Consider the following 21,469-nt stretch of genomic DNA (forward strand, 5'->3'; position numbering starts at 1 on the left):
TAAGAACTTAAGACAAGGGCACTTAGCGCTCTGTCAGTCTGAGCTGTCATAACTGCTAGTCGTAAAGCGCCAGAAACGAACGATTCATGAGTAACGTCCGATTTCTCAATCTGTTTGCCTATGCCGCTATACTGGCTGTTTTTATAACGTGCCTCACATAGCTAGTGACCTGATAGGTCTGCTCGCATGATACCGACCTTGCTAAAGGCATTCAGCACGGAAGCTTCGCCGGGAACGTTCTCATTTTTGGCTTTCGGGTGCTTGAACGTATCGGCGAATCCTGGACAGTGTCGAACGAGTTTTTGAACGACACCTTCAACGTGCCGCACGTTAGACAGCACTTGGCGCAACCAGTGTTCAAAGCTGTCTTGGTGATCCAACGTAAACACTAAACCTTTGTAGGACGGAGGTTTTGACCCTTCCTCCCTACTGCCATTTCTGGGTTTCGGAGGGCGTCGCTGAAGTTCCATGAGATAAAGCGCTTGACCTAACACATGCACCTTGATGACAAGTACCCCGCGAAGAACCTTGGTCTGAGTATCCATATAGACCCAATTGGCCACGGACGTTTCTACCTCATCGTCTGTGCCGAAGGGTTCGAGGCTAATTAATCGAGGATCAGGGGACGTGCTGAAGCCGTCTTCAAAGGTAAACCAGCTAACGCTATGAATCGCTGTAGGATAGGCTGATTTTAAATAGAGAAGCGCATTCCACATATCACGTAGAAAGCCCTGCGACTCCAGTGTAATGGGTGCATGAATAGATGCTTGCCCCACTCCCTTTCCTGACCCATAGAGCTCTCCGGTGGAGAAAATCGTTTCGTCACCAGGAACGGGGACGCCTCGTGTATCGGGCACGTTTTTTCGGGTATATCGCTTATCCAGGACAACGCGAGGCTTACCTAAAATAACGAATTCGTCCTCAGTAATATCCAGCCAAGAAGAGCCATGGTCGGGTTCTTCATCATCGGTCAGGTCAATGACATCGGGAATGTCTTGAAGCTGATGATAGGGGAATGGAGTGGGAGCATCATCGCCATCGGTGGCGGGCACTGTCGCTGACTTTTCTCTTTCGCGATGGATCGTGGCACCATCGGGCTGCGTACAGCCTAATATCTGCAACCCTAGAAATGAGTTGCCACCGTCAATCGGAACGCCAGACACAGAGAGTTCCCCGCTTCCCTGAAACCAAGGCGTGGCCTCAAAAAGTATCTTCTCTTCGGGGAAGCGGGCTTCAAGCTGCGAATAAATTCTTCTGGCAGCCTGCTCCGCATAGTGATCGTACAGCATATGGGCGAGCAAAATGGCATCGTGTTTATGAACACGATATGTAAATTTGACAGGCCATGTACCTGGAGCGGCAGGCGCATTAAGCGGTCGATAAAGACGCTCTTTGACTTTTTCCCAAGGGTAAGTAGCGAGCACTCGCTTGATCTCAGAAGAGCGGCCGTAAACGCGAGTAAAAAATTCTGTGCAAGGGATAAGCAAGTGTTTGCCATCTGGAAGGTCAAATTCGATCAGGTACGATCTTTGCTTTCTGTCCAGTGGCAAATAGTAATCATCATGAAAGGAGGTGTAGAGGCTGCGTCCTGCTTTGCGTAAGTCATCTAGAGAAACAATCCGCCAACCGCCTGGAGAAAATGAAACGGGGAATGTTCTCTCATCAAACGCAATGCGAGAGTTGCTCACCCCCTGTTCCCAGACGGAACCAATCCTCAATAGCCCGATATGTGTTAAGACCGTTGGTCGATCAATCACATCTCCTAAATTGTTATTCTGATCAATAGGCCTGAAAAATACATAAATTTTAGGGACGCTTTCTGCGCGGGTATTTTTTTCGACAGGCCCATACCACCAAACGACCAAGCGCTTAGCTTCGTCTTTGAGAGTGCCGTCTGAAAAGCTAAAGGTTCTGCATTGTTTGAGTGAAACCGTCACAAGGGCGCGCTCTATGTAAACTCAACATAGAGATTGTCGCAGTAATTATTGTTTAGTCGCAACAATTGTTGAAAATGACAGCCGCCACCTACCAGCGCCGCAGCGCTGGCACTGTGATGGGGCTGTCGAAATGGCCTTTTGCCCCAGTCCGCTTCCAGCGGTAGCCCGCAAACCGATCGCACGGCGGCGACTTCCAGGGCATTCTCTTCGGAAAGCGGCGGCAGAATGCCCGGCAGGCGGCTGGCCAGCATGGTTTTGCCGGTGCCCGGCGGGCCGGCAAACAACAGGTTATGGCCACCGGCCGCAGCGACTTCCAGCGCGCGGCGCGCCTGCTGCTGGCCGCGCACATCGGCAAGATCATCTACCGGGGCGGTGGTTTTCACCGAGGCACTTAGCTTGTGCGGCGGGATCTTCTCTTGATCGAGTAGGTGAGCGACGACTTGCCAGAGCGTATCGGCAGGTAGTACCGGCAAATCGCCCGCCAGGGCGGCTTCATCGGCGCAGGCGCGGGGAATAATCAGCGCTTTCTTTGCCCGCCGTGTGGCCAGGGCAAAAGGGAGTATTCCAGGCACGGCGCGTAATTTGCCATCCAGGGCTAACTCGCCAGCACACTCCATGCCTTCTAACGCTTCCACCGGGATTTGCCCAGAGGCGGCCAGAATGCCTAATGCAATGGGCAGATCAAAGCGGCCACCCTCTTTAGGCAGATCGGCGGGGGCGAGGTTTAAGGTAATACGCCGGGTATTAGGAAAATCGAAACCCGCATTGACTAGCGCGCTGCGCACCCGTTCGCGGCTCTCTTTTACCGCCGTTTCCGGCAAGCCCACCAGCGTTAGGCCCGGCAAGCCGTTAGCCAGATGCACCTCAACATGCACCGCCGGTGCATCTAACCCCACGCCCGCTCGCGTGGCGACAATGGCTAGCGTCATGCTCTTCCCTCGCTGCGTTTAGGTAAAAACTCCAACCCGAATGTAAGCGAACTCTACTTTATCTTAAGTGCTTAACCTATCGTAATTAAGAACGCTTTGGTAGCTTCACGCTCTTCTACTCATTGCCCTGATGGCTAACCGCTGGCGCTGCCTCCAACGCCGTCGTCAGCTTCCGGGCAAAGCGCTGGGCGGAGGGAAGTGCGCCGAAGCTCCATACCGGCGGCAGGTGTACTATCCTGCCGTGCCTGACGCTGGGGAGCTGCTGCCACAGGCCGCTTTTGGCAAGCTTTTCCTCGACTCCGGTGGGCAGCGGGTCGATGATTACCATCGTTGCTTCTGGGTAGCGCGCCAGCGCTTCAATCCCTACCAGTGCAAACCCCCAAGCATTCGTGGATTGATCCCAGGCATTGGGGAGGCCTAGCTGTGCCAGCACGGCGTTGTATAAACTGTTTTCCCCAAACACCCGCACGTGTCGGGCATCCATAAACTGCACCATCAGCAGCGGCGCAGTTTCTGACGGTGAGAGGGTGCGGGATTCGCGCAGCCTTGTCATCAAGGCCTGGGTTTCTTCAATTAGCTCTTCTGCTTGGGGCTGGCGCTCGGTTAATTCGCCTAGCTGGCGGGTCAGGATTTGCATCTCCTGCCAGGTATCGGTGCCGGGCGAGTAGAGCGAGAATGAAGTGACCGGGGCGATGCGCTCCAGGCGCGGTGTCAAACCGGCAAACATGGGCGAAATAAGCGTCTGTTCTGGTGGCACCTGGGCCAGCAGTTCCATATTGGGCTGGGTGCGCAGCCCCATATCGGTGGCACTATCGGGAATATGAGGCTCACCTACCCAGGCGTGGTAGTCACTCTGTTGAGCAACACTGCTAACCGGCGCATCAATGGCCAGCAGTGTTTCAGCGATCGTCCAGTCCACCGTGGCCCACTGGGCCTGGGCGGCCGACAGGTACAGCATACAAACGGCAAATAGCCCGCAGCGCGCGAGCAAAGAGAACAGGTTGGTGTGGCGCATGGTGGTGAGAGGCCATCCAGAAAATAAGGGCTGTATTTAAACGATAATATTTATTGTTTGCAAACCTGCATTCAAGAAAAAAATGCCCAGGTGGAGTGGCCTGGGCAGGTGGAGTTACAAGAAATTAACGATGCTTAGATAAGGGCTGGAACCGCTGCCTAGCACGAGCGTTTAGAAACGGTAGTGAACGCTGGCGGTGACGCCGCGCTCCGCACCGAAGTAGCAATACTCAAGCGAGTTGCAGGAGGCCACATAGTCTTTATCGAGTAGATTGCTCACGTTTAAACGTGTTTCGACACCTTGAACGCCAACATGGCTCAGGTCATAACCAATGGTGGCATCCACCAGGGTGTAGTCGGGCACGGTTTCGGTGTTGGCCCGGTCAGCGGCGATATCCGCGTAGTGGCGGACGCCGACCCCCATATCCACGCCGTTCAGCCAGCCCTTGTTGGCCTCGTAGTGGCCCCAGAGCTGCACTTGGTGCCGCGGGGAGTAAATGGCGTTGTTGCCCTGGTTACCATCGTCGCTTTTGGCGTAGGTGATGTCGGTGAAGCTATAGCCAGCTTGAACCGAGAGGGTATCCGTTAGCTGGGTTTGCGCTTCCAGCTCCAGCCCTTGGGATTCGATCTCCCCTACAGCGCGGTATGGGTCGGTGGGCTGCTCTTTGGTGGCGACGTTCTCCTGGCTGATATGAAACAGCGCCGCGCTGTATTGGTTTTGGCTACCGTTAGGCTGGTATTTAATGCCGGTTTCCCACTGTTCGCCCTCCATGGGCTTGAGCAGATCGCCACTCTCATCCACGAAGCTGGTGGGGGTGAACGCGGTGGAGTAGCTCAGGTAGGGGGCTACGCCGTTATCGAACAGGTAGACCACCCCGGCGCGGCCACTGAACTGGGTGTCGCTGAGGGAGCTGGTATCACCGCTATCGCGGTTGGCATTGTCGATATTCACCCAGTCGTAGCGGCCACCCAGGGTAAAGCGCCAGTTATCGAGGGCTATCTGGTCTTGCAGGTAAACCCCGGTCTGGTCGATCTCATGGCGTTCGCGTACCGGGGCATAAAACTCGATGGGGTCGCTGCCATAAACCGGGTCAAACGCATTGAGCGGCGGGAAATACCCCGATGGCCACGACACGTCGTTTTCCCGCTGCTGGTAATCAACCCCGAACAGCAGCGTGTGATCCATAAAGCCGCTGCTGATCGTGGCTTCTAACTGGTTGTCGAGCGTCCAGGCTTCCAGCGACTCATCACTGCCGGAGTAGTAGCGGGTGAGTTCGTCTGAGTCTGGTGATACCCAGCCAAAGCCGTAGACCTGATTGAGCACCACGTCTGAATTGAGGTAGCGCATTAACTGGCGGCCGGTCACCTGGTCGTTGAAGCGGTGCTCAAGGGCGTAGCCGACCATGCGCTGGGTGCGCTCGTAGGTGTCGTACTCCTCTTCACCATCAAAGAAGTTGTTGCTGATTTTGCGCCCGTTATGGGCAACCACGGCCCCCTCATAGGGTACGCCGGAGTGGTAGCCGCCTTCGGGTTCATCCTGTAGGTAGGCTTCTACGGTGAGGCTGGTGTCATCGGTGATATCCCAGGTGAGCCGGGGCGCTATGGCATAGCGCTCCTCTTCCGCCGGGCCAAACTGGGTATCCGCGGCGCTGGCAATGCCGGTCAGGCGAAAGGCCACCCGTTGCTCTGCGCCAATCGGCCCGGTGAGGTCAAAAGCGGCGCTGCGCTGGTTATTATTACCCACTCGAAAACGCAGCTCACCGCCCTGTTCAAACGCTGGCCGCTTGCTGTTCAGGGCGACCACCCCGCCAGGGGAAGCGCGACCATAGAGCACCGAGGCGGGCCCGCGCACTACTTCAATGCTTTCCAGAAACCATGGGTCAATGCGCATGCTGCTATGGGAGTTGGCATCACCCATGACTTTCAGGCCATCCAGGAAGGTATTGCTCAAGCTGCCGTCAGAAAACCCGCGCAGTACCAGGTAGTCGAAGCGATTGGAGGCGCCGACCTGGTTGCTGTAGACACCCGGCGTGTAGTCGGTGGCGCGCTGTACGGTACTTACGCCGCGGCTATCCATCTGTTCGCGGGTAATCGTAGAAACGCTCTGGGGTATTTCGATCGTCGGCGTTTCCACTTTGGTGGCAGCCTGCTGGGCAGTCACCGTGACGGTGGCTAGCTCGGTGCTCTCTTGAGCGTATAGCGGGGAAACAGCCAGTGCCGAGAGAACGGCGGCACTAAGCGGAGAGCGTAGAAAACGGTGGTGGGGGATGAACATGAAGGCACCTGCAATAAGCATCAATTAACCAATGTGTTAATGAGAATTATTGCGCTTAATGGCGGTTGAAAGGTATGCGCAATGACAAAGGGCGTATGCGTGCTGCCAAAAAATGTCCAACAGAGGAACTTAGGAAACCTCTGATTAACTATTACGCTTGCCCATACGGCGTTAAAAATCGCCTCGTGCGCGAGTCCGATCAAAATGCTCATTTACACCCACGTAAATTCGCGCGCGAATCCGATCCTTTTTTCGTTGATTTTTGCCTTGTCTGGCCTGCGCTCATTACGTTAATCAGAGGCTCCTGACCGCTCCAAAAACAACCCTGCGGCTTTTAATGGCGATGGTGTACTTCATGGGGCGCAATGCCAAAAGCGCGTTTAAAGGCGGTGGCAAAATTGGTGGCGTGGCGGTAGCCGCAGGCGTGAGCGGTTTGCTGCACGCTATACCCTTTGCGTAAGTACGCTTGAGCTTGGGTCAGGCGACAACGTCGTAGGTAGTCGAATATCGAGCAGCCGTAACAGCGGTGAAACTTGCTGCGTAGACTGCTCGGGCTCATCGCGGCGTTGCGGGCCAACTGCTCAAGCCGATAATCCTGGTTGGGGGAGTGTTCGAGCTGCTGACGCAAGTGCTCCAGGCGTTGGTGGTCGCGCTGGGTTAGACCCGACGGTAGGCTGACGGCTTTTCCTGCGTCGCTGGACTCAAGGGGGGCGGCAGGCAGCCCATGCGCTAATAACTGGAGCGCGAGACCTTGCCATAGCAGGCGCTGTCGCTCTACTGGCCAGTTCGAAGCCAGCGCTGCCTCCAGGCTATGAATAAGGAACTGCGGCACCTGCCAGGTATGCAGTACGGGCGTTGCCGGAGGGGAAAAATTGATAGGCGAACAGTTAATGGACGATAAAGAGAGCAGCTCTGTGCAAGCCAGAAGCGATACGTTGAGGATGCGCAAACGCTGTGGTGCGGGCTGGAAGACCTCAAGCCCGGTCTGCTCGTTGAAATGCGCGCTAAAAGCGTCGCCAGCCTGCAACTGAAACGACTGGTGCCCTAGACCGACTTGGATATGGCCCTCGAGTATCACGCTGAGAAACCAAGGCGCGGCACGCCGGGAAGTGGAGGCGTAAGCGTGCAGGACGTCAAGATCCGAGTGTGTCACGCGCAGTGTGGGGTCTATCTCGACGTCCATCACCCGCCCTCGGGCAACACAGTGCGCTGGCTGGGAGCCGTCGGGCGCTTCGGGAAAGCGGTAGTCGATCCCGAAGCGCTGACCAATAGCCAGCAGGTCATGGGTGGTGAGTGGTACGCAAGATGGCGTTATCGAGCCGAGTGTAGCCATCCCCGTTACCTCACCCTTGAGCGGTTGTCAGCGAGCAGCGAACCAGCACTTAGTACGCCATCGACCAGTTCAGGGTGTAAGTACGCCCGCGGCCCTGGTAGTCGTAGAGGTACTCTGGGCCGTAGTAGGGCGAATAGAACATGGCTGCTCGCTGTCCCCAGACGGTGGAGTACTGATCATCCAGCAGGTTCTGCACGCCCAGGCTTAAGGTGCCAAAATCGGTGTCTTGACTGAGCGATAAGTCGAGGGTGGTATTGCCATCGATCTCCCGGTCGGCATCGTCTTTCAGGTCGAAGTTGTGGTTGGCCTGCAAGCGAGCCGAACGTACATAGTCCGTCCAGCCAATAAAGGCGGTGGCGGAAGAGAGCGAGGCATAGCGGGCATCACGCTTCTCCCACTCCCCTTGGTCGTTCTCCTGCTCGGAACGCACCAGGTGCAGAGTGCCCCCGGCCTCCAGGCCATTGTCGAAGTAACGGGTCACGGCGCTTTCCAGGCCGAAGTCGCGCTTCTTCTCATCCACAACGCTGACGCTTAAATCCTCGGCGTTCTCTACTGCCTTGTCCGACCAGGCGTAGTAAAGCGCTGTTTGTGCCGTCCAGTTGCCCCCCTGGTAGCGCCAGCCTAGCTCTACTTGATCCGTCTCGATGGCAGATAAAGGGTTGTTATCGACACTGACGTCGGGGCTCTTGCCGTAGTATTTGGCGGGATCCGGCAGTTCGAAGCCCTGGCTAAACTGCAGCCAGTTCTGGTGTCCGTTGCGGTAGTCGTAGAGGGCGCTGGCATTGAAGAGCGTCGCTTCGTAGTCATTCTTGCCGCCAGGAATCCCCTGGAATTCATCCACCTCGACGTCCATATGCTGCTGACGCAACCCGGCGGAGAGCTTGAGCGCTTGGGTGGCCTGCCAGTCGCCCTGGAGGAAGCCTGAAAGCCCGTCCACTTGATAACCGGGGTAGCGGGGTTCAAGCCCCGATGCCTGCTGAACCAGGCCGCCGGAGGCGTCCGAGATGTCGGTATCGAACAGCATCTGGCTGGCATCGAAGGTTTCCCTATCCAGATCGAGGCCGTAGGTTAGCGAAACGTCATCACCCAGGCGCGATTCAAACAGCGCTTTGATGCCGCTTAAATCGGTATTTTGCTGTGAGGCGCGAAATTGCAGGCCGTCGGCGACTGGGTAGGGAAAGGCCTGGAAGCTGGACTCCTCCTCCCTGTGAAACGCCTGCAGGTAGAAATTTTGCCCCCACAGGTTGGCGTGGTGATAGTTGACGTTGACGAGCTTACGGTCGGTTTCCGGATCGCGCTGTGAACGGTAGCCGTCACGGATCTCGGCATCGTTTAAATTGGGCGTGGCTGCGTCGAGGTTGGGAAAGTAGACACCCCGATTACCTTCATAGCCTGAACGGTACAGCTGGGCGCCCAGCTCCAGTCTCTGTTCATCGGTCAAACGAAAAGAGAGGTTGCCCAATACATCAATGCTGCGATTGTCCTGCAGGTCGGTCTGGGCGATATCGGGGAAGATTTCCTGGCCGCTGCCGTCATAGTGGCGCCCGTTGTCACCAATGGCAGTCCCCAGATAGCCTTGAACCCGCTCATTGCCGCCGCTGATCGATTGTGACAGACGCCGATCCATATCATCGCTGCTGTTAAAGCCGGAAGTGATGCCGGCTTCAGTCCGCCAGTTCAGGCCTTCTTCGCCTTTGCGGGTAATAATATTGATCAACCCTCCCGTAGCACCGCCGCCATACAGACTGCTGGCGCCGGAAAGCACTTCCACACGTTCAATGTTGAAGGGATCAATGGCATCGAATTGACGGGAAAGCCCGCGGGAACCGTTGAGCGAGACGCCGTCGATAAGCACCTGCACGCCACGCCCACGCATGTTTTGCCCATAATTGGTGCGCCCTTGTGGCGCCAGATCCAATCCCGGCACCAAGCGACCCAATGCCGTCTTGAGGTCTGCACCATTGCGGGTCTGTTGTTGTAGCATCTCTTTGTCGATCACCCACACCGCACCGGGAATTTGGCTGATCTGAGTGGGCGTACGGGATCCCACGACAACCATGGTCTCCTCTTCGTCCGCGTTTGACACCGTATTTTGGGCGAAAACACTGCTGGAGAAGCCCAGCAATAGACCGGTGCCAATGAGCGCAGCGGTTGACGACGGCGATTTGGGAAAAGGCGATTTTGCAAATAACAGCGCGTGCATAGGTAACGATCCGCAAACGATAATAGAGGAAATAAGCAAGTAAGAAGCGGAGGTTATCATCACGTAAGCCAAAGTCAACGATAGTGATTCGTATTTGTTTTTTGGTTAACAATGGTTGATGGGTAGAGGCATTCGCTGGCCTGCCCGTCCCAGCGAATGAATATTTGTAGCAAGAGTAAGGCGCAGCAACAGGCCAATGCCCTATGGCTGCGCTTAAAGCGGAAGGGTTAAGCGGGCTTATTCTTCTGGTCTGTATCTGTATCTGTATCTGTATCGGCGTCCGGTTCGGGGGTAGGTACCGGCGGTGCCTCTGCTTCCATTGGCGTGGCCGCTGGGGCAGCAGCTTCAACGGTCGCTTCAAGGTTAGCCACTTGGCGCTCCAACGCCTCTACCCGTGAACGGGTACGTTGCAGTACGTCCATTAAAATATCGAAATCCTCCCGCGAGACAAGCTCCAAGCGGTCAAAGGCGCCGCGTACGACTTGCTGCACGCCCTTTTGAATATCTTCCGGCGCCTGGGAGGCGTTTTGTAAACGGTCGCCAAGCTGCTGGGCCAGTCGGCTGATGCGGTCTTGAGGCACCATAGCGCTCTCTCCTTAATAACTCGCTAAATGAACATTTTAAAAATCGCTTACTGGTAAGGATACGCAACAGTCGGCGAATTCGCATGTATCACGTGACTTTACTGTGGAGCGCTTGGTCTGCATCGAAATAGAGCAGGCAACTTTTGCTTACGCTCTTTTTTGGTGCAATAGCGGTGGCGCGTTAATGGACTTTGCCCAGATTTAGCCCTGCAGTTTGCTTGGTTGCCGGGTAATTGGCTGACATATAAGAAAAAAAAGTCAGCTGGCACAGTATGCGCATTATCGGTTCAGGTGCTTATTCTGGCGGCTGTGCCGCTACCCATCTAGCAAGACTTATCCAGCAGGGGAGATCCGGGATGAAACTCATCACCGCTATCATCAAGCCATTTAAGCTCGACGACGTTCGTGAGGCATTGGCCGACAACGGCGTTCAGGGCATTACGGTTACCGAAGTTAAAGGCTTTGGCCGTCAGAAAGGGCATACCGAGCTGTATCGTGGCGCGGAGTATGTGGTCGACTTTCTACCCAAGGTAAAAGTGGAAGTGGCCGTAGACGACGCCCGCTTAGAGAGTGTGCTGGATGCCATTTGCAGTGCGGCTAACAGCGGCAAGATCGGTGACGGCAAGGTGTTTGTGACGCCGCTTGAAGACGTTATTCGGATTCGGACGGGCGAACGCGGTGCAGACGCCGTTTAACGCTGTTTTTCCGATCATTTCTATAGTTCAACGGGGAACTTACAATGAATGAGTTGACTGATCTGAGCTACGCGCTCGATACGTTCTACTTTCTAATTTGCGGTGTGCTCGTCATGTGGATGGCGGCAGGCTTCTCCATGTTAGAAGCGGGCTTAGTACGCTCCAAAAACACCGCTGAGATCCTTACCAAGAATATCGCGCTGTTCGCCATTGCCTGCACCATGTATTTGCTGGTGGGCTACTACATCATGTACTCCAGCAGCGCTGGCGGCTTCCTGCCCAATCTGGGGTTCTTGATTGGTGCGGAAAACAGCGTTGATGCAGTGACTGCTGGTGGTGACGACGCACCTTACTACTCCATGCGTTCTGACTTCTTCTTCCAGGTCGTATTTGTTGCAACCGCCATGTCGATTGTGTCGGGTGCCGTGGCTGAGCGTATGAAGCTTTGGGCCTTCCTGGCCTTTGCTGTCGTTATGACTGCGTTTATCTATCCGGTGTCTGGCTACTGGACTTGGGGTGGCGGCTGGCTGTCTGAAGTGGGCTACTCTGACTATGCGGGTTCAGGCATTGTGCACCTTGCCGGTGCGGCGGCTGCGCTAGCGGGTGTGATCGTGCTAGGCCCTCGTAAAGGCAAATACGGTAAAGACGGTTCTATCCATGCGATTCCGGGTGCCAACATGCCCTTGGCCACGCTAGGTACTTTTATCCTGTGGATGGGTTGGTTCGGTTTCAACGGCGGCTCTGAGCTCAAGCTGGCGGCTGTCGATTCTGCAAACAATGTGGCGCAAGTATTTGTAAACACTAACGCTGCTGCTGCGGGTGGTGTGATTGCCGCACTGATTCTGGCCAAACTGTGGTTCCGCAAAGCGGATCTGACCATGGCGTTGAACGGTGCACTGGCAGGTTTGGTCGCCATTACCGCTGATCCACTCTCCCCGACTGCGCTGGGTGCCACTATTATCGGTGCAGTTGGCGGCATCATCGTAGTCGCTGCCATCGTTACCCTCGATAAACTGAAGCTGGACGATCCGGTCGGTGCAATCTCGGTTCACGGTGTTGTGGGTATCTGGGGCGTGCTGGCAGTACCGTTGACTAACGATGGTGCGTCGTTCGGTGCTCAGGTCATCGGTATCGCCGGTATTTTCGGTTGGGTCTTCCTGGCAAGCCTGGTGGTATGGCTCATCCTGAAAGCCATCATGGGCATCCGGGTTAGTGAAGAAGAAGAGTATGAAGGCGTTGATATCGCTGAGTGCGGTCTTGAAGCTTATCCCGAATTTGGCATTAAGAAATAAACAGCGGTATTAAGAAATAATTTAATGCTGACCAATTGAGCTGGCGTGCTCCTTCTGGCCTCCCCTTAGTGGGAGGCTTTTTTATTCTCTGCCGATAGCGGTGTATGCTGGTAGTTAGCGGTCATCGGTTGGGCAATCTCAGCCGTTCAACCCGACCCCATCACGGCCACCCAGTTAGAGGATATGGTAATGAAATTGATCACAGCTATTATCAAGCCGTTTAAGCTCGACGATGTGCGCGAGTCACTCTCCGATATCGGCGTGCAGGGCATTACGGTAACGGAAGTAAAAGGCTTTGGGCGCCAGAAAGGGCATACCGAGCTGTATCGTGGCGCTGAGTATGTGGTGGACTTTCTACCCAAGGTGAAGCTGGAAGTTGCCGTGGACGACGACATGGCGGAGCAAGTGATTGATGCGATCACTCAGGTGGCTAACACGGGTAAAATCGGCGACGGCAAAATCTTTGTGATGCCGCTGGAGCAGGTGATTCGTATCCGTACCGGCGAAACGGGCAAAGACGCGGTTTAGGTTTGTGAAATGTGAATTGTAAGGCGTAAGTTGCACAAAGCCCCTGCGGATCATCTCCAGTAGGGGCTTTGTATTAGTGATGTAGTCATTAAAGCGGCTAGAATTTTTCTACTCACTTCTCAACAAACGCACGCTCAATGACGTAGTCGCCCGGCTCACCCATGCGCGGCGAGATGTTCAGGCCCAGCTCGTCGAGCAGTGCGCTGGTGTCGTCCAGCATGGCGGGGCTACCGCAGATCATGGCACGATCCTGGCGCGGGTCGATGGGCGGTAGGCCGGTGTCTTCAAACAGCTTGCCAGTACGAATATGGTCGGTCAGGCGTCCCATGGTGTGGAACTCTTCCCGAGTAACGGTGGGGTAGTAGACCAGCTTTTCAGCGATGTCTTCACCCAGGTATTCATGGGCTGGCAGCTCTTTGGTGATGAAGTCGGCGTAGGCTAATTCAGAAACTTCCCGCACACCGTGAACCAGCACTACCTTCTCGAAGCGCTCGTACACTTCAGGGTCCTGGATCAGGCTCATAAACGGCGCCAAGCCGGTACCGGTGGAGAGCATGTAGAGGTTACGGCCGGGTAGTAGGTCATCGCATACCAGCGTGCCGGTGGGCTTGCGGCTAACCATAATCTGATCGCCTACTTTCAGGTGCTGAAGGCGTGACGTGAGCGGGCCATCGGGCACTTTAATGCTGAAGAACTCCAGGTGATCCTCGTAGTTGGGGCTGGCGATGGAGTAAGCACGCATCAGCGGTTTGCCATTCACTTCCAAGCCAATCATCACAAACTGACCGGTTTTGAAGCGAAGACTGCGCTCGCGGGTGGTGCGGAAGCTGAACAGGGTATCGTTCCAGTGGTGAACGCTAAGCACTTCTTCCAGAGCAAACTTACTCATGCCGTTTTCTCCATTAGTCGATGCTGGCGCTAGTCCGCATCGGTCATATTCTTAAAAAGAATAAAAATGATTAAATATGTTGCCAGCAAGTCTAAGCAAAGAGTGGTATATCTGTTAAGCGAATTATATTGATAACGGTTATCTGAAAAATAGATATAGATCAAATAAAGGTCAGACGCTATGCACTACACCCTGCGGCAGTTGGAAGTCTTTGTGGCGGTTGCCCAGCATGAGAGCGTCTCCCATGCGGCGCGGGCGCTGGCCATGTCTCAGTCAGCAACCAGTACCGCGCTTGCGGAGCTTGAGCGACAGTTTGACTGCCAGTTGCTGGATCGGATTGGTAAACGCCTAAAACTCAACGCACTCGGTTTTCAGCTATTGCCCAAAGCGGTGGCGCTGCTTGACCGAGGTGAAGAGATTGAAGAGCTTCTGCGCGGTCAGAAAGGGGTTGGCACGCTTGATGTAGGCGCTACGCTAACTATCGGTAACTACTTAGCGACACTGCTTATTAGCGATTTTATGCAGCGTCATCCGGGGAGTCGTGTGCGGTTAGCGGTGCGCAATACCCGCCATATTATCGAGGGTGTGCGACAGCACTCGCTGGATTTAGGCTTGATTGAGGGGCAGTGCGACGATGACATGATCATCAGCCAGCCCTGGGTCGAAGATGAGCTGTGCGTGTTTTGTTCGCCACGTCATCCGCTGGCGGGTCGTGAGCACCTTGAGCTTGAGCAATTGCTGCGTGAAGACTGGATAATGCGCGAAGAGGGCTCTGGCACCCGCATGACGCTGGAGCATGCTGCCCGCCACCGCCGAAGCCGCTTCAATACCCTGCTGGAGCTGGAGCATACGGAAGGCATTAAGCGTGCCGTGGAGTCGGGGCTGGGGATTGGCTGTGTCTCGCGCTTGGCGCTGCGTGATGCCTTCCGGCGGGGTAGCTTGGTGCCGCTGCCCACGCCGGAGTTGGATCTAAAGCGTCAGTTCACGTTTATTTGGCACCGGCATAAATACCTCACCACCGGCGTGCGCGAATTCCTGCGTCTGTGCCGTGAAATGACTGCCGGGGCCAAGCGCAGTGATGATATAGCGCTACCGCCGATTCCTTAATCCCTCAAAACGATGGCAACGCTTGGGCGGACTTTAACGTGAGCGGAGCCGGTGGGTGTTGAGACAGCTTGAAGCTGCCTATGGTGACCGCTAAATGGTCGGCTTGCTCTTTCAACTGCTCGGCAGCGGTCGTGGACTCTTCCACCATGGCCGCGTTCTCCTGGGTCATGCGATCCAGCTCTGCGACAGCGATGTTGACTTGATTAATGCCCTCGCTTTGCTCGCTGGTGGCCGCATTGATCTCTTCGAGGACATCGGTCACGCGAGTAATGTGCGCCACGATATCCTGCATGGTGGCGCCAGCGTTGCGCACGAGCGTGGTGCCGTTATTGACCTTGCTTTGGGAATCTTCAATTAGTTTCTGGATATCGTTGGCGGCATCACTGCTGCGCCCGGCCAGCTTGCGTACCTCATCGGCCACTACGGCAAAACCACGGCCATGCTCGCCAGCGCGGGCAGCTTCCACCGATGCGTTAAGCGCCAGCAGGTTGGTCTGGAATGAAATGCTGTTCATCAAGGTGACAATCTCACCGATCTTATCCGACGCGTGAGTAATGTCTTCCATGGTGGTCACGACATTTGCGACAACCTTCCCGCCTTCGTTGGCGACCTCTGAGGCGGTCTGAGAAAGCTTGTTGGCTTCTTTGGCGGAGGCCGCCGTGTGTTGAACCGTGCTGGTGATTTCTTCAATCGAAGCTGACGTTTGCTGTAGGCTTGCGGCGGCGTTATCGGTGCGACGGGATAAGTCTTGCCCTCCCATGGCAATTTCGTTCGCCGCGTGGTGAACCGACTCGCTGCTGGTGCGTACATCGATTAATACCGCTTCCATTTTGCTTACGAAGCGGTTGAAGGCGCCGCTCATCTGGGCCACTTCATCACGGCCTTGCTCCGGTAGTCGGCGGGTCAGGTCTCCCTCGCCGCTAGCGATGTCATCCAGGGCATCCCGCGCCCGCTCGAGACCGGCGAAGGTACGCTTGAGCCACAGACTCAGCAACAGCGCAGTCACTGCGATAATGACCAGCAACGTGATCAATGAAGAGTGGAGAATGGCACGCAGGCCGGCAGTCGCTTCGTACTCATCTAACGCCACGCCAAGTTCCCAGTCGGTACCGGCGATGGGGGTTGCCGATAGCCGCTTGGTCTGGCCGTCAACCTGGATAGGCTCCCAGGCGTCTCGTGTAGCGCTAAGCCGTTCGATAACGGCAGGGGTCAAGGTCTCGCTGACCCGCTTTAATGGCTTAAGAGTCAGCGCAGTGTCGGGGTGCGCGATCAGCGTCTCGCCGCCACTGCTTAGAAAAGCGAAGCTCGACGGCGTCGGTTGAATAGCGTTGACCTGATTGACCAGATTATCGATCGCTACATCTCCGCCGACCACTCCATACAGGCGACCCTCACGTTTGACCGGTGTAGCAAAGGTAACCACTAAGCGATTGCTGTTGGCGTCCACATAGGGCAGCGAGACGATGGTGCGATCCTGATCCATGGCTGCTTGGTACCAGTCGCGCTGGCGAGGGTCATAGTCATTGGGTGGTATCCAGCCATCGGAAGAAAGATGGCTGCCATCGGTTTGGCCATAAAAGGCCGCTATGAACCCGCCTGAGTCGGCTAACTGTTTTAGCGGCTCAAGAGGAGCATTATCGAGCACGGGCGCGCGAGTTGCTTCCAGCATAGCGGCACGGGCAGATACCCATTCCTCAATGGCTAGGGCGTTACCCTGTACGATGGAGGCCTGTTGCCGAGTTATCTGCTGCTCGTTGTGAGCCTGCAAGGTCAGATAGCTGACGGAGGCGTTGATGGTCAGTGCCAGCGTGATAACCACCAAAGTGATCGTCAGGATGCGCAAGCGTAGGGACGACAGCATTAAGAAAGTCTCGCTATTCAGGAAAAATAAGGTCAGAAGTTGACCGCTTGGTAAGTAATATCTGCTGTCATGCTATCGGCACCGATAGATACGACTTTAGGCGTATGTGTCAGTTCGAGTAGCTAGAGGTTTGCAAGAGAGAAGATACGCGCTGGATTAAACCGGATTAAGGCGGGATGGATAACGAAGTAGGGGCCTCAAAAAGAGGCCCCTATAGGTAGGATATAGCGCTACCGCCGATTCCTTAATCCCTCAAAATGATGGCAACGCTTTGGCAGACTTTAGCGTGAGCGGAGCCGGTGGGTGTTGAGACAGTTTGAAACTGCCTATAGTGACCGCTAAATGGTCGGCTTGCTCTTTCAACTGCTCGGCAGCGGTCGTGGACTCTTCCACCATGGCCGCGTTCTCCTGGGTCATGCGATCCAGTTCTGCGACTGCGATGTTGACTTGTTTGATGCCTTCGCTTTGCTCGCTGGTGGCGGCGTTGATCTCCTCCAGAACATCGGTCACACGGGTAATATGCGCCACGATCTCCTGCATGGTAGACCCTGCATTGCGCACCAACGTGGTGCCGTTATTGACCTTGCTTTGGGAATCCTCAATCAGTTTTTGGATATCGTTGGCCGCCTCGCTGCTGCGACCTGCCAGTTTGCGTACCTCATCGGCCACCACGGCAAAACCGCGACCATGCTCACCCGCCCGAGCGGCTTCCACCGAGGCGTTGAGCGCCAGCAGGTTGGTCTGGAACGAAATGCTGTTCATTAAGGTGACGATTTCACCGATCTTGTCCGAGGCATGGGTAATATCTTCCATGGTCGTGACCACATTTGCCACGACTTGCCCGCCTTCTCTGGCTACCTCTGACGCGGTCTGAGAAAGCTTGTTGGCTTCTTTGGCCGAAGCCGCCGTGTGCTGAACCGTGCTGGTGATTTCCTCGATTGAGGCAGAGGTTTGCTGCAGGCTAGCGGCAGCGTTGTCCGTACGGCGGGACAAGTCCTGACCGCCCATGGCGATCTCATTGGCCGCATGGTGAACGGATTCACTGCTGGTGCGTACGTCAACCAGTACATCGTGGATCTTGACCGCAAAGGCATTGAACTGAATCGCCAGCTCTGCCCCTTCGTCACGCCCACGCACCGGTAGTCGCTGGGTTAAGTCGCCATCCCCAGAGGCGATCTCGCGCATGCGATCGGCCAGTTGTTTCAGCGGGCGAGAGATGCTGCTTCCCAGCAGCCAACTGGCAATCAGACCCAGAAAGGCGATCACCAGACCCATGCCAATCATACCGAGTGTCGAAGTCTCGCGCTGGCTTTCCATTTGCGCTTGCAAGTCATTGAGGCCAGCAAGCACGGCGCTTTCAGGCAGCCGAATCATCAATACCCAGGGGTTACCACTCTCATCGATGGAAAAGGGCCAGTAAAGTTCGGTCATGCCCTGCTCCGTGTCGAGCCTGCGCACTCTCTCTCCCTGCTGCGCCTGAGCGATGCCAGCCTGGAGGTCAGCATCGAGCACGTTTTCAACATGTTTGCCTAGCAGGTCAGGCGAGCTGGTATAGGCCGCCAGAGCACCTTGGGAAGCGATCAGCGCAATTTCTCCAGCGCCGTCATAGAGCGATGCATTGGCCTCTTCCAGCAGACTCTGAATAAATTCAACAGACAGGTCGACGCCGGCGCTGCCGCGAAACTCATTGTCTACCAGGATGGGCGCATTAAACGAAGTAACCAGTAATATCTCGCCGTTATAATCGTATAGGTGGGGGTCGACAACACAGCTACGCTTCGTTTCTTTGGTGCATAGATAGTACTCCCCGCGCCGGATTCCATCAGCATCGCGCTCTTGGTTTTCCATGTCGCTGCCCAGCGCCAAAACTTCAATATCGCCGCTTTCGGTGCGATACCACCAGGGCATAAAGCGGCCGTCGGGGCCGTAACCTTGATCTTCACGCCCGGTATAACGTGCATCACTACCAAAGGCGTTAGGCTCCCAACCAATAAAAGCGTCAAGTAGTTCGCTGTTATCCACAACGGTTTGACGCACAAGCAGCGAAAGCTCGCGGCGACTCATGGTCATTAAAGGCCGCCCATCTTCGTCCTCCTGGCCTAACATGGCATTGGTGTTAGCCAAGCTAGTGGCAAGGGTCAGAGCGTGCTCAAGCTCTCCTTTGATTTCTTCGGTTTGGGCGGAGGCGATCGCCGTCAGGCGTGCTTCGATATTGCTTTCGAGCAACTCCTTCGTCTGACTTTCAACCAGCGCCTGGGAGCGTGCGTTGGCAATCACCGAATAGATGACAAGCGCAGCGACGACCAGAAGGATGCAACCACCGACCAGCGTGGCAATGAGGGTGCGGACGGACTTAAATTTCATTGTTGTTGATCTCTTTATGCTAGCGAGGTAACCGCATACTGTGGCAGTGGAGTGGGCGCCATAAGACGGCCATCCTGGGGCACTGAACTGCTTGACAGAGTGAAGGCTCCCACGGTACCAGCCAAGTGGTCAGCCTGTTCTTTCAATTGTTCAGCCGCGGTAGTGGACTCCTCCACCATGGCAGCATTCTCCTGGGTCATGCGATCAAGCTCGGCGACGGCAATATTGACTTGATTAATGCCATCACTCTGCTCACTGGTGGCCGCATTGATTTCCTCCAATACATCAGTTACACGGGTAATATGCGCCACGATATCCTGCATGGTGGCGCCAGCATTGCGTACGAGAGTGGTGCCGTTATTCACCTTGCTTTGTGAATCTTCGATCAATTTTTGGATATCGTTGGCGGCATCGCTACTACGTCCGGCCAGTTTGCGTACCTCGTCAGCTACCACGGCAAAGCCACGGCCATGCTCACCTGCCCGAGCGGCTTCCACTGAGGCATTAAGCGCCAGCAGGTTGGTCTGAAATGAAATACTGTTCATTAACGTCACAATATCGCCAATTTTATCGGACGCTTTGGTAATGTCCTCCATGGTGGTGACTACATTCGCCACAACTTTCCCGCCTTCGTTGGCGACTTCAGAGGCGGTTTGAGAAAGCTTGTTGGCCTCTTTTGCGGAGGCCGCCGTGTGTTGAACCGTGCTGGTGATTTCCTCGATCGATGCTGAGGTCTGCTGCAGGCTAGCGGCAGCGTTGTCCGTACGGCGGGACAAGTCCTGACCGCCCATGGCAATTTCGTTAGCCGCATGGTGAACGGATTCACTACTTGAGCGCACATCAATTAAGACGGCTTCCATTTTGCTTACAAATCGGTTGAAGGCTTTGGCAATCTGAGTGATCTCATCGTTGCCTTCTTCAGGCAGTCGCCGGGTTAGGTCACCCTCGCCAGAGGCGATGTTATTCATCGCGTCGCGTGCCACTAGCAAACGCCGCAGCAGAAAAGTAAGCAGCAGGCCAAACAAGACAGCAGTGACGGCAGCGACAACCAGTAGTGTCACAATTGAGGTGGTGGCGATAGCTCGTAGGCCTGCGGTGGCTTCAGCTTCATCCATGGCAACGACTAACTGCCATCCGCTGTCACCACCGACATGGCTGCCCATGAGTAGCTTGTCGCTGTTTTGCAGTGACACTATTTGGGGCGAATCGGCTTGGGTGATTTGGTTAAGACGAGTAGGAGTCAGGTCATCGCTCAGCCGTGTAGAAGGCTCAAGCGTTAATTCCACGTCTGGATGGGCAACCAGGGTGCCGTCGTCAGTGGTTAGAAAGCCAAAGCTTGATTCTGTGGGGGCGATACCACTGACTATCTCTATAACATCTGTGATCGCAATGTCAGCGCCGATGACGGCGGCAAGCTGTCCATTACGATAAAAAGGGCGTGCAAAGGTGACAATCAACCCGCCTGATTGTGCATCGATATAAGGTGCAGTGATAACCGTATCCTGGGCCTCGGTCGCACCTTTGTACCAGGGACGTTGGCGAGGATCGTAATCACTGGGGGGCTGCCATCCATCGGAAAAAATAGCGTCTGGTGTGGAGGGATAGGCAATGTAGGTGCTCCTGAAACTGCCAGAAGCAGCCAACTGGCGCAGCGCGGCAAGTGGAGCATCGCTATTAACGGCATCTTCCATACTGGCAAGCATGGTGTAGCGCACGTTAAACCATTCATTAATGGCCTGTGTGTTTCCTTTCACTACGGCGCTGAGGTTCTGGCTTACTTGTTGGTTATTATGGTGTTTAACGGTGGTGTAACTGGCAATGCCGTTAATCACTAGGGCAAGGGTAATGAGGGCCAAGGCGGCAAGTAGGATTCGGACTCTTAATGATGCAAGCATAGTCGCTCTCTGGGTCGAAGTTTGTATCAGCGCGTTGTGACCGCACAAGATAAAAGGGAGACCCTTCAGCTATCGACGAGAGCGACTTTTCCTTTAGCTATAAGGTTTATTTATCGTTTAACAGACTAGCGTAGGTCGCTAACTGCATGCTGGATGTCGTTCAGTGAGGCTTTACTGAGGTCTTTTGATAGGGAGTGAATAACAAGCTTTTGAGTTGGGCCATCAAGTTTTTCACGTAGCAGCCCCAAAAATTTAGGCGGCGCCACCATAATGAGCTTCTCCATACTGTTGCCTACTCGAGCGTTGTAAAGCCGCTGAGCGACCTCTTTCGCAAACAGCTCGTTTTCGTGCTTAGTAGCCGTTCCCTCTTCACCCGCCGAGCGAGAGGTGGTGGACATCGACTCATGCACATCGCCTCGACCGTCGGTGACCAAGTCACCTTCGTGCAGGCGTCCTTCAGCGTGAACCATGCTCTCCTTTTCCGCCAACGTTAAGGCATCTCGGGTAAAAATACGTGCGCGAGCGGCGTCGGCTACCACGATATAGGTTGTCATCGCTGTGCA

15 protein-coding genes and 1 pseudogene are annotated in these 21,469 nt (G+C 55.2%); 4 read left to right on the forward strand and 12 right to left on the reverse strand.

Annotated features, from left to right (window positions below; genetic code table 11):
* Positions 1 to 161 precede the first annotated feature (161 nt).
* The 7 genes and pseudogenes from JI62_RS10960 to JI62_RS10995 all read right to left on the reverse strand — a co-directional run bounded on the left by JI62_RS10960 (position 162) and on the right by JI62_RS10995 (position 10,275).
* Entirely contained in the window at positions 162 to 1,937 is a 1,776-nt protein-coding gene (locus JI62_RS10960) for a hypothetical protein (RefSeq protein WP_088700189.1), read from the reverse strand.
* 80 nt (positions 1,938 to 2,017) lie between these two features.
* Positions 2,018 to 2,866: pseudogene (locus JI62_RS10965) on the reverse strand (YifB family Mg chelatase-like AAA ATPase); the annotation flags it as partial.
* Between the two features lie 115 nt (positions 2,867 to 2,981).
* Positions 2,982 to 3,881, reverse strand: a complete 900-nt coding sequence (locus JI62_RS10970) for an ABC transporter substrate-binding protein (RefSeq protein WP_088700191.1) — start codon at positions 3,879 to 3,881, stop codon at positions 2,982 to 2,984.
* A 171-nt stretch (positions 3,882 to 4,052) separates the two neighbouring features.
* Positions 4,053 to 6,155 (reverse strand): TonB-dependent siderophore receptor, encoded by a 2,103-nt coding sequence (locus JI62_RS10975; RefSeq protein ID WP_088700242.1) that lies wholly within the window; start codon positions 6,153 to 6,155, stop codon positions 4,053 to 4,055.
* Between the two features lie 334 nt (positions 6,156 to 6,489).
* Positions 6,490 to 7,488 (reverse strand): helix-turn-helix transcriptional regulator, encoded by a 999-nt coding sequence (locus tag JI62_RS10985; protein ID WP_088700193.1) that lies wholly within the window; start codon positions 7,486 to 7,488, stop codon positions 6,490 to 6,492.
* A gap of 49 nt (positions 7,489 to 7,537) precedes the next feature.
* Positions 7,538 to 9,691: a TonB-dependent receptor gene (locus JI62_RS10990; protein WP_240513221.1), complete on the reverse strand. Its 2,154-nt coding sequence runs from the start codon at positions 9,689 to 9,691 to the stop codon at positions 7,538 to 7,540.
* A gap of 227 nt (positions 9,692 to 9,918) precedes the next feature.
* Positions 9,919 to 10,275, reverse strand: coding sequence for an accessory factor UbiK family protein (locus JI62_RS10995; protein WP_088700195.1), 357 nt, complete (start codon positions 10,273 to 10,275; stop codon positions 9,919 to 9,921).
* A gap of 356 nt (positions 10,276 to 10,631) precedes the next feature.
* On the opposite strand from JI62_RS10995, the gene JI62_RS11000 reads away from it, so the two are divergent.
* The 3 genes from JI62_RS11000 to glnK all read left to right on the forward strand — a co-directional run bounded on the left by JI62_RS11000 (position 10,632) and on the right by glnK (position 12,790).
* Positions 10,632 to 10,970 (forward strand): P-II family nitrogen regulator, encoded by a 339-nt coding sequence (locus JI62_RS11000; protein ID WP_007112359.1) that lies wholly within the window; start codon positions 10,632 to 10,634, stop codon positions 10,968 to 10,970.
* Between the two features lie 44 nt (positions 10,971 to 11,014).
* Positions 11,015 to 12,262, forward strand: coding sequence for an ammonium transporter (locus JI62_RS11005; protein WP_088700196.1), 1,248 nt, complete (start codon positions 11,015 to 11,017; stop codon positions 12,260 to 12,262).
* 189 nt (positions 12,263 to 12,451) lie between these two features.
* Positions 12,452 to 12,790 carry a P-II family nitrogen regulator gene (glnK, locus tag JI62_RS11010; protein WP_007112362.1) on the forward strand — a complete coding sequence of 113 codons (339 nt, stop codon included), beginning with the start codon at positions 12,452 to 12,454 and terminating at the stop codon, positions 12,788 to 12,790.
* Between the two features lie 112 nt (positions 12,791 to 12,902).
* Here glnK and JI62_RS11015 read toward each other — a convergent pair whose 3' ends face one another.
* A complete protein-coding gene (locus JI62_RS11015) occupies positions 12,903 to 13,679 on the reverse strand; it encodes a ferredoxin--NADP reductase (RefSeq protein WP_007112363.1) in 777 nt (258 codons plus the stop codon).
* Positions 13,680 to 13,859: 180 nt separating this feature from the next.
* On the opposite strand from JI62_RS11015, the gene JI62_RS11020 reads away from it, so the two are divergent.
* On the forward strand, positions 13,860 to 14,786 hold the full coding sequence (locus JI62_RS11020) for a LysR family transcriptional regulator (RefSeq protein ID WP_088700197.1): 927 nt from the start codon (positions 13,860 to 13,862) through the stop codon (positions 14,784 to 14,786).
* A 4-nt stretch (positions 14,787 to 14,790) separates the two neighbouring features.
* Here JI62_RS11020 and JI62_RS11025 read toward each other — a convergent pair whose 3' ends face one another.
* From JI62_RS11025 to JI62_RS11040, 4 genes are all read right to left on the reverse strand, one after another.
* Positions 14,791 to 16,647 carry a methyl-accepting chemotaxis protein gene (locus JI62_RS11025; RefSeq protein WP_088700198.1) on the reverse strand — a complete coding sequence of 619 codons (1,857 nt, stop codon included), beginning with the start codon at positions 16,645 to 16,647 and terminating at the stop codon, positions 14,791 to 14,793.
* Positions 16,648 to 16,899: 252 nt separating this feature from the next.
* The gene (locus tag JI62_RS11030) at positions 16,900 to 19,011 is read right to left on the reverse strand and encodes a methyl-accepting chemotaxis protein (RefSeq protein WP_088700199.1); all 2,112 of its coding nucleotides are present in this window, start codon (positions 19,009 to 19,011) and stop codon (positions 16,900 to 16,902) included.
* Between the two features lie 14 nt (positions 19,012 to 19,025).
* Positions 19,026 to 20,906: a methyl-accepting chemotaxis protein gene (locus JI62_RS11035; RefSeq protein ID WP_088700200.1), complete on the reverse strand. Its 1,881-nt coding sequence runs from the start codon at positions 20,904 to 20,906 to the stop codon at positions 19,026 to 19,028.
* A 125-nt stretch (positions 20,907 to 21,031) separates the two neighbouring features.
* The gene (locus JI62_RS11040) at positions 21,032 to 21,460 is read right to left on the reverse strand and encodes a host attachment protein (protein WP_088700201.1); all 429 of its coding nucleotides are present in this window, start codon (positions 21,458 to 21,460) and stop codon (positions 21,032 to 21,034) included.
* Positions 21,461 to 21,469: the final 9 nt, after the last annotated feature.

The organism is Halomonas campaniensis (assembly GCF_002211105.1).
GTDB lineage: Bacteria > Pseudomonadota > Gammaproteobacteria > Pseudomonadales > Halomonadaceae > Vreelandella > Vreelandella campaniensis_A.

What these genes read in the sequence shown, in the direction of transcription:
- JI62_RS10970 (WP_088700191.1), bottom strand. Translation starts at nt 3,881, where the DNA reads ATGCGCCACACCAACCTGTTCTCTTTGCTCGCGCGCTGCGGGCTATTT.
- JI62_RS10975 (WP_088700242.1), bottom strand. Translation starts at nt 6,155, where the DNA reads ATGTTCATCCCCCACCACCGTTTTCTACGCTCTCCGCTTAGTGCCGCC.
- JI62_RS10985 (WP_088700193.1), bottom strand. Translation starts at nt 7,488, where the DNA reads ATGGCTACACTCGGCTCGATAACGCCATCTTGCGTACCACTCACCACC.
- JI62_RS10990 (WP_240513221.1), bottom strand. Translation starts at nt 9,691, where the DNA reads ATGCACGCGCTGTTATTTGCAAAATCGCCTTTTCCCAAATCGCCGTCG.
- JI62_RS10995 (WP_088700195.1), bottom strand. Translation starts at nt 10,275, where the DNA reads ATGGTGCCTCAAGACCGCATCAGCCGACTGGCCCAGCAGCTTGGCGAC.
- JI62_RS11000 (WP_007112359.1), top strand. Translation starts at nt 10,632, where the DNA reads ATGAAACTCATCACCGCTATCATCAAGCCATTTAAGCTCGACGACGTT.
- JI62_RS11005 (WP_088700196.1), top strand. Translation starts at nt 11,015, where the DNA reads ATGAATGAGTTGACTGATCTGAGCTACGCGCTCGATACGTTCTACTTT.
- glnK (WP_007112362.1), top strand. Translation starts at nt 12,452, where the DNA reads ATGAAATTGATCACAGCTATTATCAAGCCGTTTAAGCTCGACGATGTG.
- JI62_RS11015 (WP_007112363.1), bottom strand. Translation starts at nt 13,679, where the DNA reads ATGAGTAAGTTTGCTCTGGAAGAAGTGCTTAGCGTTCACCACTGGAAC.
- JI62_RS11020 (WP_088700197.1), top strand. Translation starts at nt 13,860, where the DNA reads ATGCACTACACCCTGCGGCAGTTGGAAGTCTTTGTGGCGGTTGCCCAG.
- JI62_RS11025 (WP_088700198.1), bottom strand. Translation starts at nt 16,647, where the DNA reads ATGCTGTCGTCCCTACGCTTGCGCATCCTGACGATCACTTTGGTGGTT.
- JI62_RS11030 (WP_088700199.1), bottom strand. Translation starts at nt 19,011, where the DNA reads ATGAAATTTAAGTCCGTCCGCACCCTCATTGCCACGCTGGTCGGTGGT.
- JI62_RS11035 (WP_088700200.1), bottom strand. Translation starts at nt 20,906, where the DNA reads ATGCTTGCATCATTAAGAGTCCGAATCCTACTTGCCGCCTTGGCCCTC.
- JI62_RS11040 (WP_088700201.1), bottom strand. Translation starts at nt 21,460, where the DNA reads ATGACAACCTATATCGTGGTAGCCGACGCCGCTCGCGCACGTATTTTT.